Consider the following 11,647-nt stretch of genomic DNA (forward strand, 5'->3'; position numbering starts at 1 on the left):
ATACGTGCCCCAGAAGTTACACCTGGTCGTTAGGGTTGTAACTCCAGATCACGCGCCCCCAATCCGTCATTTCCGTGTCGGGGAATTTTTGCCCAGCTTCGAAATAACGTCGGCCCTGTTCGGCCCCTAAGGCCGGGCTCACCCACCAGCCGCTTTGCGGCACGATTTCCCCCGGATTACCCTTCAACCTGGACGAAAAGGATGCAAGCACGGGCGCATTCGTGTCCGGAACCAGGGAGCACCATTCAATACAATCTTGCTTCTCCGCACTACTCAAAGCAATCGCCCGGCGCGCCTCCGGCGTGTCATCGAATTTGGTTTGGGCCATCACCGAGCCTTGAGGCACATTTCCAAAGGTCCCGCCATCAAAGCGCACCCTCTCCAGCATCGCCCCTCGGAAATCCACACCACTCAAGTCACAATTCTGAAACTCGGCCCCGACCAAACGCCCTTCATTAAGCTGCGACCCAGTAAGATCGCAGTCAATAAATCGAGCGGCTGAAAAATTGCAATTCCGTGCGTCGTTCCATCTAATTTTTCCCTTCTCAACCAGCACGGCCGAAAAGTCGCTATTCGTTACATTTGAATTGGTCAGATTCCCACCCTGCATCGCGACATGCGAGAAATTCGATCTCTTCAGCTGGGCATGGTCAATATGAGATTTTTCGAACTCGGCGTGGCTAAAATCAATCTCTTCGCCGGAAATTATGATCAGCTGCGCCGAACGGAATTTACACACCCTAAAGGACGCCCCGCTCATGAGGGACCCTTGGAATTGCGCCCCATCAAAACTGCTGCGATCGAAAACTGCGAAATCAAGAAAGCTGCTGCTTATATCCAGATTTTTTAGATCTTTCTCGCACAAACTTATCCCGCGCAAATCATTGGCCAATTTCTTGTCGGCTGGATGAACGATGGTATCGCACATGTCCATCCATTCATCTTGCGGCAACACATTCTCAAGCGCCTCAAGCACGGCTTTATACTTCCCATCACTCCATCGATCGCTCAATTGCCGTAACTCTGAACCATTAGACAACATACTCTCCCTCAATTCCTTCAAAATCACCTGTCCATTGGCACTGGCATCAAGCGGCCGCGGCTATTCGTAACCACCTCATAGGCCCGCTGAACCTGTTCCGGTTTAAATTAATGTCTGTTTTGCAAAGCGGAGACTGTCTCCAACTGGTCGTCCTATGCCAATTGCATCCGGCTGCGTGCGGCCAGTTTCAGTCGTTCGCGCATGTCTGCGCCAGCGTCCACAGTATGGTGCTGAGGCGGAGGCTGGCATTTCTCGCAGTTACACGGATACCGGCTACGCCTCCCCAAAACGGCCCCCGGCGTGTTCAACCGATTACTTGCCACCCAGCATTGGGATATCTTTACTCATGTCATGCATTGGCGCGGATTTCATAGCGCTCCAGAAGTTATAGTTGGTCGTTAGGGCTGTAACTCCAGATCACGCGCCCCCAATCAGTCATTTCTGTGTCGGGGAATTTTTGCCCAGCTTCGAAATAACGTCGGCCTTGTTCGCTCCCTAAGGCAGGGCTCATCCACCAGCCGCTTTGAGGCACGAGTTCCCCCGGATTACCTTTCAGTCTGGACGAAGAGGATGGAAGCACGGGAGCATTCGTGTCCGGAACCAGGGAGCACCATTCAATGCAATCCTGCTTCCCTGTGTTGCTCATGGCAACCACTCGCCGCGCCTCCGGGGTATCGTCAAACTTCGTTCGTATCACAGAGCCTTGATGCACATCCCCAAAGGTGCCGCCACGAAAGCGCGCCCCGTTGAGCTTCACCCTTCGGAAATCCATACCACGCAAGTCGCAATTGTCGAAGGAGGCATCGGTCAGATTCCCTTCGCTCACCTGCGACGCTCTTAAATCGCAATCAACGAATCTGACACCTGAGAAGTTGCAACGTTGCGCAACGTTCCAGCTGAAGTCCCCTTTTTCGATCAGCGCATCAGAAAAATCGCTACCCGCTATCTTCGACTGATTCAAATTGCCACCTCGCATCACGATATGCGAGAAATTGCAATTTTCTATCTGTGCATGATCAATATGGGACCTATTGAACTCCGAACGGGAGAAATCGATTTGCTCGCCAAAGATCGGTATCATCTGCACCGAATGAAATTTACAGCCTCTAAACGATGCACTCGTCAAAATCGACCACTGAAAATGGGCTTCATTGAATTCGCAGTGGTCAAAATTTGCGAAATCAAGGAGACTGCTTCCTAGGTCCAGATTCTTTAGATCTTTCCCGGATATTCTGATCCCTCGCAAGTCATTTGCTAGCTTCTTGTCAAATGGATGGATGATGGCGTCGCACGTATCCATCCACTGTTCCTGCGGCAAAACACTCTCGAGTGCCTCAAGGACTGCCTTATATTTCCCGTCACTCCATCGCGTGTGCAATTTTTGCAACTCAATATCATCAGGCGACATACTGACCCCTTAACAAACCTTAGTTACCTGTCCAGTTCAACGGCTTTCAGGCGGCCACGACTATCTGTGATGACCTCAAACACTTTATTCACCTGTTCGGGCTTGATTCTGCCCGGCACCGCAATCTCTATTTCCCCATGAACCGCGTTGCCACCAAAGCTGCCATCAGGTTTCAGAACGCGGCCTTCAAGCGCAGCATTGACGTCATAGCCTTTCACATTTTGCAGCTGAATCACAAAGCCGCCTTCGTCTGCCCACAACATTGCGCCGGCCTCCCTATCTTGCGTCAGCATCACCTCCGTTGTCCCGCGAAAAGCTCGATCAGGCGCGTTCGCAGCATGCTGAATCAAATCAATATTGTCGCCTCTTCCGGGCAAACCTTCGGCATAAATCTTCGCCGCGACTTCCTTGGCCGGCGTCTCCGCACCGACCCCCAACGTGGCCCTGTCCGCGCCATGGAATAGTCTCTCGTAAAGAACCGGTTTGACTTTTAACCCATTCACCAACGCATAGTCTTCGCCTAGGCTATGCACTTCCTCGATTTTCACATTCGGCCGTCCGTCCGGCGCCGGCGGCACATCTGGTTTGTCTTTTCGCGCCGAAGCACCACCGCTCGTCGCGTGTCCATCAGCGCCAGCGTTGCCTGCCCCTTCATGCTTGCGAATGGCCGCGCCGGGCGTGTCATTGATTTCCTGCCTGAGCGGCGCGACAGGCGGAGGCTTATTCGCCGTCACCCCTGCGGAAACCATGTGGCTCTCCTTCGGTGCCTCCTGCATCAGCAATTTGTCGAGCCGCTGCTGCAATTCCGCCACCGCCCTCGGGATCTGTTTGACCCCTTCCTGCTGCACCGCGTAAAACCGCTGCTCCCACATCGACAGTTTGTTGATCAAGTTTTGAACCGACTCCAGATGATCCGCAATCCTGACGCTGAGTATCCGGGCGTTCATCAGCTTACCTCGGACTTGCTGCACGATGCCGATCAGCTTGCCCGTAGTCTGCTCAAGGATTTCCAGCAGTGACTTTTCGTATTTGGCAAACTTCACGTCCTCCAGAAACTGAAGGATGTTGCCTTTGACGAATTTATTGAGGAAGCGAACCATCTCGGCCAGCTTCCCCGATTCCTCGATCAGCATCAGCATCGAAGCGCGCAACGTGGCGGCTAGTTCGTCCCCCATGATGCCGGTGACAATCGCTCCGACACCCGCTGCTGCCGCGCCGGCAGCGGCCATTACCAGCGGCAATGCCAGTGCGATCAGGCATGCGCACAGCAAAATCCATTCGGAAACCTGTTCGCGCCGTTCAGGATGCGTGGCAAGGCGAATGATGATGGCAACCGCGTCGCGCGCACTGGTGAAGATGATGACGCCCGGCACGAAGTTCGCCAGCATCTCTGCCACGATCACTGAGAATGGACGGTCGGGAACGAACTCACCAAACAGGAGATCCTTCAGCCAATTGAGGCTGGCGGCCGCATCGCCGACAACTTCTTCCCAGATCCTATCCAATAGGCCGTTGCTCGATGAATCGCTCATGCTGTTGTATTCGGATCGCTATCGTTAGAGTTGGAATCGTTGACCACAGGCTTGGGCGTGACATTGATCCCCATGAACTGATTCCAGTCGGAGTCCGCTTTGATACCCACTTCAGACGTGGGCGGATTCTTGTCCGTCAGATATTGGACTTTCGCGCTGGCGCCTGTCGGCACGCCACTGATCTTCGCGTAGCCGTCGGCATCCAGTGCACCTGTTTTCACGCTGCCATCGCTCAAGGTCGTTTTATATTCGACGCCGGGACTAGCGCGCCCGTATGGATCGACCAAACGAAATTCCAGGTCCGTTGGAGCCGGCTCGCCTTGCGGTAAATGTGGCATGACGACGTTCGTGCTAGCCGGCCCGGCGAAGGCATGCTCTGCGCCCTTGACATCGATCTTTCCCGGCGCATGAATTTCGATGTTGCCGCCCTTCAAACGGATATACGCGCCTCCCGACGTGAGGAGGATTTCGTCTTTTGCCATCGCTTCAATGTTTTCTGTTGCGGCGACGAGTTTGATGCTCTTTTGGCTCGTCACTTCGATAGCGTCCGATTGCGCCTGAACCTCGACTTTGCCTTTCGCTGCAAACAACTTCATACCGGCGTTCTGGACAAACAGGCTGATCTTTTCGGTAACGCTCGCAATCAGCGACTTACCGGTCGCGATATAGGTGCTCTGACCGCTTACGAGGTTCGTCTGTGCATCGCTAGCAAGGTGAACGGATTTCTGCGTGGACAATGCGATACCGGAAGGGCTGCCCATTAGGATGATGGGCTCCTTGAACGCATTTGCGTTTCCAGTTCCGCCACCGGCCGTGTTTCCGCCCGAGGCGTTTCCGGAAATACTATTCTGTGTCGCGTCGGTGAATGCCATCAGCGAATCGTAGCCATCTTTGAGACTTTCGGCCTGATGCGTGGTGCTGGCACCGGACATCGCTTCAAGCACGCTTTCTGAATTGACCAGTTGCGATCTCGCCTCGCGCGCATCTAGCGGCTGGCTGGCCGCAGGATAGGTTGTGACATACAGACCGCGACCTGCACGGAGGGCACCAAATGCGTCAGACTTCAGATCGAAGCCGCTGCCCAGATAGCTTCCTCTGGCGTTCCCAGATTGGTCGATCAGGTAGCCTAAATGCAATTGCGCGTTGGTACTGGTTGAATTGAGTTGAACGCGATTCTGACCCGTCGCGTCATCCATCACCATCTGGTTGTAGCCGCTGCCTTGATATTCCTTCGACTTGTATCCCGAAAGCAGGCCAGTGGAATGCCAGTGAGGTTGCGTTTGGCTGTTGTAGACACGGCCCGTTACAAGCGGCCTGTCGCAATCGCCGTCAGCCCAGCTAATCAGGTCCTCTTCTCCGACTCTCGGTACGTGTACGCCGCCGTAGCCGCCACCCGTATCGGACATGGCGACCCGCACCCAGCACGACGCTTTTTCATCGCCCTCATTGACTCGGTCCCAATGAAAACGCACCTTGATACGATTGAGCTGGTCGGTATAGACCTCTTCGTTTGCCGGTCCGACAACAATTGCCGACTGCAAATGCATTTCCGGCTTGTGATGTTCAAACGGGCTGCGAAAAGGCACGATCTTGCGCTGTGCTTCGATTTCAACAAGGAAGAAGCCTTCGCTGCCATCTGCGGACGCAACGTTCACCGCGCTTGTTGTACTTGCGTGATTCGCTTTGATCGTTGCCAGTCTGTCTTTCAGACTGTGCGGGAAATCTGTCGACAGGCTCGACACCGGCAGATTGTTTTCTATGGACCACGAGGTTTCAATAACAGCGAACTGTCGGTTCTGGTCACTATCCGTGGGGTGATCAACCAGTTCAAACCATTGCCCGGCATCCGCCTGCCTCACGCCGCCTGCGCCGAAGAAGCGCTTTGCGCGCGATTCCCACTCTTCCATCCGGATTCCCGACAGCGCAACACCACGGTCTTGATCGCCGTAGGTGTAGGCGCCGGTGTATTCGTACACTTCGGCTTGTTGCGGCAGGTTTCCTTGAGTGGCAAGCGTGGGGATGTTGGTGCCCTTCGGATTCGCTGGATCAGTGGGGGCCTTGTAATCGAAAGTACGGGTAGTCAGCGTCGTGCTTTGCACGGGTTCGCGTACCCGACCACTGAACCAGGGCATCGGTTTCGCTGTTTGTGCCAGCTCGATAGAACTGCACTGTCTGCGGCGAAAGCGGCGGGAAGGTATCCAGACTATCTGTCACGACAAACGTGTGAGATTTACCGTCGCTAGCCTGCTCGACGTATCCGAACAACCCTTCGCTTTCCATCAGCCGATGAACGAAATTCCAGTCGTCCTCATACTGCATGCAGAACGAACGTGAGGGCAGAGGTTTACTTAAAGCAAAACGAAATGCGCCTTGGGCCTGGGGATGCATGTTGAAAACATCCGTCAGAATTTCGTCAGCTGGTCTGTCTTGCCAGATTCGCGCATCCTTGCGAAACCGCAGGAAATGCATCCACGACGCAAAGCCGATCTGGTAGCTTGTGAGCGCGCTATCCGACCCGAGCCGGCGAGCCGTGTGCACGTAGCCGTGATGGGGCAGGTAGGATTGGTCCGTCTGCTGGATCCACAACGTGACTGACTGGGCAATCAGTGTCTTGAGTTCTATTGTGCCGGACGTAGAAACAACATCAGCGATGAACTCGTAATGACGGCCAATTCGTGAACAGCCGACAATCCGCTGGGGGAGCAAAACATTATTCCCCAACGGACTATCCAGTTTCAGAAGGCGATCAGTCTGGGCGAGTCCACCCGCAATTACGCCGATTATGTCCTGCGCTTCCATACGGCCTCATCTTGTTAGCTGATCGAGCTACCACCGTTCGCGCGGTTCTACAAAAATTCATGTCAATCAGTCAGCCAATACTAATACGCATCGCACTTGTCGGAATTTAAAATATATATGTGACACGCATATAAATAGTGTTGCAGGCGAATTTCCAAGTCATCTTTTCACCCAATCTGGACTAGTATTCTGTCCCAGAAATAACTTGTCGTAAATTTCGATTGTTCTATGATCAAATCCGGGAGAACAGGAGGCGACCATGGGACGCAAGGGAATCGAGGTTGTGGTGTCGGAACTGGAACGAGAGCAATTGCTGTCAATGAGCCGCTCACGTTCGCTGCCTCATTCTCTGGTCCGTCGTGCAAAGATTGTTTTGATGGCGGCTGATGGCCATACGAGCCAGGAAATTGCGATGCAGTGCGAAGTGACGCCACCGGCGATCACACACTGGAAGAAGCGGTTTGTCGCGCACGGGCTTGCCGGCCTGCATGATGAAGCCCGCCCGGGCCGCCCGCGCACACATGACGATGAGGTGGTAGCGGAACTGCTCGCCAGGGTACTGCATGAGAAGCCGAACGGGGCGACGCACTGGAGCGTGCGTTCCGCTGCTGCGCAGACAGGGATTTCAAAGAGTTCGGTGGCCCGATATCTATCGCTGTTCGGTGTGCAGCCCCATCGTTCAAAGAGCTTCAAACTGTCTACCGATCCGTACTTCGTCGAGAAGGTGCGCGATATTGTCGGGCTGTACCTGAGCCCACCGATCAATGCCCTGGTGCTGTGCGTGGACGAGAAGAGCCAGTGCCAGGCGCTGGAGCGTACGCAGCCGATGTTGCCGATGGGGTTAGGCTATCTCGAAGGGGTGACGCATGATTACGTCCGGCATGGCACCACGACCCTGTTCGCTGCGCTCAACACTGCAACAGGGGAAGTCATTGCGCAATGCAAGCCGCGCCACCGGCATCAGGAATTTCTGGCGTTTCTCAGGCATATTGACCTGGCGGTGCCGGCCAATCTCGATGTGCATCTGATTGTCGATAACTATGCGACACACAAGCATCCGAAGGTCAAGGCATGGCTGGCCAGGCACACGCGCTACCACATGCATTTCACGCCGACCTACTCGAGCTGGCTCAATCAGGTTGAACGCTGGTTTGGCCTGATTACGCAGCAGGCGATCCGTCGAGGGTCGTTCAGGAACGTGCGCCAACTCATTGCCGACATCGAGCGTTACATCGAGCAATACAACGAGCACAAGCGGGCTTTCGTCTGGACCGCGACAGCCGATTCCATTCTCCGGAAAGTGGCTCGGTTATGCAAAGTTATTTCTGGGACAGAATACTAGCAGGCCGTTGAAATATCCGTCGTTGATGCGCTCAGGTGCATTACGACGGATGCTCGGTTCGCATTTTTGAAACGCGGAACACGTTTGCGGGCATTCGACGTTGCTCGCGGGTTCATCATATCGGTGTTATCCATTACTTCCTGCTCCTCAACCGGAAAGTGTGCGCATACGCGTCAGGTTGTAGCCGACCTGCGTCAACACGAAGAGCTGGTCTACGCGTTCAAGTCCTCGATACATCGCTTGTCGAATTCGTCCGACTGTCTTGCCCCATCCGAACACCTGCTCAATGCGCTTACGTTTTTGCTGGCTGACCGCGTAGCCCGGCCAGCGCGTAGTTCGCTCGTCAATTGCTGAACCGCCTGGACGCCCATCGTTTTGTGCCACATGCGGCGTTACACGGTTCGCTCGACAACTGGCCACGAAGCCGGCGGTGTCGTAGTTCTTGTCCGCCCCGACCGTGATGGCGCCCGGTGCAACACTTGCGGCATCAGCAAGCATCCGCCCGGCCGCGTCGCGCTCGGCGGTGCCCGTCGCCAGCGTCACCTGTGCGTTGACCACCAGGCCATGCCGGTTGTCGGTCAGCACGTGGCCCATGTAACAGAGCATCGCTCCGGTTCCTTTGCTCTTGCGAAACAGGCGCGCCTGCTCGTCCGTCGTGGATTGGTGCGTCTCGTTACTGCGCTTCTGTCCGTGCCAGTTGTCATTCGGCGCGGGCGGTTCGTCAGGAGGCGTGTCGTCTTTGTCCGGACTTGCCTTGGGCACAAAGCTCTTGTGCCCGGCCCATGCCTGAATCAACGTGCCGTCAACGCTAAAGTGCTCTCCAGAAAGATATCCGCGCTCGCGCGCGGTCTCGACTGTCTCGTTGAAGAGCAACACCAGCACATCGTGTTCGAGCAACCGGTCGCGGTTCTTGCTGAACGTCGAGTGGTCCCACACGGTCCCGTCCATCGGCAGGCCGACGAACCAGCGGAACAACATGTTGTAGGAAATCTGTTCCACCAGCATGCGCTCGCTACGAACTGAGTACAGCACCTGCAGCAAAAGAGCTCGCACCAGCTTCTCCGGCGCGATGCTCGGCCGGCCACCTTTCGCGTCAGCTTCGTACATCCGCGCGAAAACGTCGTCCATGCGCTTGAGCGCGTCATTGAGCCAACTGCGAATCGGACGCAACGGATGGTCCTTCGGCACGAAATCATCCAGCTTCAACACGGTGAACATTGACTCGGTAAAACCATCTGGCCCACGCATCCGTTCCATCTCGCTCTCATTGATGACATCAGTTCAACGTTTACACCTGCGTCCCGGATGACCGTTCCGCGAGGTATTTCACCGGCCTGCTAGTATTCTGTCCCAGAAATAACTTGTCGTAAATTTCGATTGTTCTATGATCAAATCCGGGAGAACAGGAGGCGACCATGGGACGCAAGGGAATCGAGGTTGTGGTGTCGGAACTGGAACGAGAGCAATTGCTGTCAATGAGCCGCTCACGTTCGCTGCCTCATTCTCTGGTCCGTCGTGCAAAGATTGTTTTGATGGCGGCTGATGGCCATACGAGCCAGGAAATTGCGATGCAGTGCGAAGTGACGCCACCGGCGATCACACACTGGAAGAAGCGGTTTGTCGCGCACGGGCTTGCCGGCCTGCATGATGAAGCCCGCCCGGGCCGCCCGCGCACACATGACGATGAGGTGGTAGCGGAACTGCTCGCCAGGGTACTGCATGAGAAGCCGAACGGGGCGACGCACTGGAGCGTGCGTTCCGCTGCTGCGCAGACAGGGATTTCAAAGAGTTCGGTGGCCCGATATCTATCGCTGTTCGGTGTGCAGCCCCATCGTTCAAAGAGCTTCAAACTGTCTACCGATCCGTACTTCGTCGAGAAGGTGCGCGATATTGTCGGGCTGTACCTGAGCCCACCGATCAATGCCCTGGTGCTGTGCGTGGACGAGAAGAGCCAGTGCCAGGCGCTGGAGCGTACGCAGCCGATGTTGCCGATGGGGTTAGGCTATCTCGAAGGGGTGACGCATGATTACGTCCGGCATGGCACCACGACCCTGTTCGCTGCGCTCAACACTGCAACAGGGGAAGTCATTGCGCAATGCAAGCCGCGCCACCGGCATCAGGAATTTCTGGCGTTTCTCAGGCATATTGACCTGGCGGTGCCGGCCAATCTCGATGTGCATCTGATTGTCGATAACTATGCGACACACAAGCATCCGAAGGTCAAGGCATGGCTGGCCAGGCACACGCGCTACCACATGCATTTCACGCCGACCTACTCGAGCTGGCTCAATCAGGTTGAACGCTGGTTTGGCCTGATTACGCAGCAGGCGATCCGTCGAGGGTCGTTCAGGAACGTGCGCCAACTCATTGCCGACATCGAGCGTTACATCGAGCAATACAACGAGCACAAGCGGGCTTTCGTCTGGACCGCGACAGCCGATTCCATTCTCCGGAAAGTGGCTCGGTTATGCAAAGTTATTTCTGGGACAGAATACTAGGGAAGAACGCCGCATCGTCTAATGACCTGACGGACGGCGCTTGATCGACGCAGAAATTGCTTTCCCGATCTCATCGATTTCCTCGGCTGATACAGGAGGCTTGCCCTTGGCATTCGTTGCCGTGCGTTCGACCAGAAGAAGCAGATCGGGGGTGTCGACAGACGCATTCGGATCACCTTGGACGGTCGCCAAATAACCGAAATCTGTCGCCCCGTCGTCGCGCGTGATGGTCGCGGATGTCGCGACGCCTTCCCGCCCGTCCAACGTCACAGAATGATAAGGCACCACCCCGTGCAGCTTGATCTGCTTACCTATGCCGTAATCGTAGCCCCAAACGAATTCGTTCTTTTGCCGCGAGGTCAGCTTTGGGTCCGTTGATTGTGCTTTGGCATCAAGCAGGAAAACCGTGACGTCAGGGTGATCGATCAGGCGGAATGTGACGCCAACCTGCCTGTTCGAATCCTTGTCGTTGTCTGCGACGAAAGCGTACGGCAAGCAAACACCGGCGCCAGTTGGAATTTCATACAGTGCACGACTTGAGAAATTCCCGCTGATTTTGCCGAAATTCCGCTTGGCGTCGGTGAGGTCAGGGTATCCCGTATCGGTATAGGAATAAATGCGCCCGGCTTTGTAGACCACGAACCCAAGTGACTTCTTACCAATCCATGCCGTCGCCCCGGCAAGCCCGATCGGATACGAACCGAAACCGTTCGCATCCTGGGAATCCGTATCTGCCGTCAATTTTTTAAACGGCGCAACATACCCCTCGTAAAAATCACGCGTTACGTCGTTGGTGATGACGAAACCACCGTCGTAAATAAAACGCGAATGTGGAGCACGTTGGCCATCGCTGAATCGAATGGGGTCCTTGACGCCCCCGTGCAAACTCTCGCGTGTAGACAGTGCAACGTCAACCGCGCCAGGGAGCGCCAGATCGTATCGGCCCACGCATTCAGTCCTGGTAAGAGAGATCGGACTTTGAGCGACGGCACCCGACGACAAGCACAACAGGCACGCCAAAAAAGC

At 55.3% G+C, this 11,647-nt stretch carries 7 protein-coding genes and 1 pseudogene; 2 read left to right on the forward strand and 6 right to left on the reverse strand.

The window, feature by feature from the left end; translation table 11 throughout:
• Nucleotides 1-16: 16 nt before the first annotated feature.
• The 4 genes and pseudogenes from ACUN0E_RS41215 to ACUN0E_RS41230 all read right to left on the reverse strand — a co-directional run bounded on the left by ACUN0E_RS41215 (nucleotide 17) and on the right by ACUN0E_RS41230 (nucleotide 6,781).
• Entirely contained in the window at nucleotides 17-1,069 is a 1,053-nt protein-coding gene (locus tag ACUN0E_RS41215) for a pentapeptide repeat-containing protein (RefSeq protein WP_445570169.1), read from the reverse strand.
• 358 nt (nucleotides 1,070-1,427) lie between these two features.
• Nucleotides 1,428-2,450, reverse strand: a complete 1,023-nt coding sequence (locus ACUN0E_RS41220; RefSeq protein WP_408239298.1) for a pentapeptide repeat-containing protein — start codon at nucleotides 2,448-2,450, stop codon at nucleotides 1,428-1,430.
• A 23-nt stretch (nucleotides 2,451-2,473) separates the two neighbouring features.
• Nucleotides 2,474-3,982, reverse strand: coding sequence for a hypothetical protein (locus ACUN0E_RS41225; protein WP_445570170.1), 1,509 nt, complete (start codon nucleotides 3,980-3,982; stop codon nucleotides 2,474-2,476).
• A pseudogene (locus ACUN0E_RS41230) lies at nucleotides 3,979-6,781 on the reverse strand (type VI secretion system Vgr family protein). Before ACUN0E_RS41230 ends, ACUN0E_RS41225 begins: the two are co-directional and overlap by 4 nt.
• 259 nt (nucleotides 6,782-7,040) lie before the next feature.
• Here ACUN0E_RS41230 and ACUN0E_RS41235 point away from each other — a divergent pair.
• Nucleotides 7,041-8,123: an IS630 family transposase gene (locus tag ACUN0E_RS41235; RefSeq protein ID WP_445565654.1), complete on the forward strand. Its 1,083-nt coding sequence runs from the start codon at nucleotides 7,041-7,043 to the stop codon at nucleotides 8,121-8,123.
• A gap of 147 nt (nucleotides 8,124-8,270) precedes the next feature.
• On the opposite strand, the gene ACUN0E_RS41240 is transcribed toward ACUN0E_RS41235, so the two are convergent.
• Nucleotides 8,271-9,371 (reverse strand): IS5 family transposase, encoded by a 1,101-nt coding sequence (locus ACUN0E_RS41240; protein ID WP_445570540.1) that lies wholly within the window; start codon nucleotides 9,369-9,371, stop codon nucleotides 8,271-8,273.
• A gap of 167 nt (nucleotides 9,372-9,538) precedes the next feature.
• Here ACUN0E_RS41240 and ACUN0E_RS41245 point away from each other — a divergent pair, with 167 nt between their 5' ends.
• Nucleotides 9,539-10,621 carry an IS630 family transposase gene (locus tag ACUN0E_RS41245; protein ID WP_445565654.1) on the forward strand — a complete coding sequence of 361 codons (1,083 nt, stop codon included), beginning with the start codon at nucleotides 9,539-9,541 and terminating at the stop codon, nucleotides 10,619-10,621.
• 18 nt (nucleotides 10,622-10,639) lie between these two features.
• On the opposite strand, the gene ACUN0E_RS41250 is transcribed toward ACUN0E_RS41245, so the two are convergent.
• Nucleotides 10,640-11,569: a T6SS immunity protein Tli4 family protein gene (locus ACUN0E_RS41250; protein WP_445570171.1), complete on the reverse strand. Its 930-nt coding sequence runs from the start codon at nucleotides 11,567-11,569 to the stop codon at nucleotides 10,640-10,642.
• Nucleotides 11,570-11,647 lie beyond the last annotated feature (78 nt).

The organism is Paraburkholderia sp. D1E (genome assembly GCF_052682275.1).

Coding starts and splice junctions, on each gene's coding strand:
- ACUN0E_RS41220 (WP_408239298.1), bottom strand. CDS start 2,450: ATGTCGCCTGATGATATTGAGTTGCAAAAATTGCACACGCGATGGAGT.
- ACUN0E_RS41225 (WP_445570170.1), bottom strand. CDS start 3,982: ATGAGCGATTCATCGAGCAACGGCCTATTGGATAGGATCTGGGAAGAA.
- ACUN0E_RS41235 (WP_445565654.1), top strand. CDS start 7,041: ATGGGACGCAAGGGAATCGAGGTTGTGGTGTCGGAACTGGAACGAGAG.
- ACUN0E_RS41240 (WP_445570540.1), bottom strand. CDS start 9,371: ATGCGTGGGCCAGATGGTTTTACCGAGTCAATGTTCACCGTGTTGAAG.
- ACUN0E_RS41245 (WP_445565654.1), top strand. CDS start 9,539: ATGGGACGCAAGGGAATCGAGGTTGTGGTGTCGGAACTGGAACGAGAG.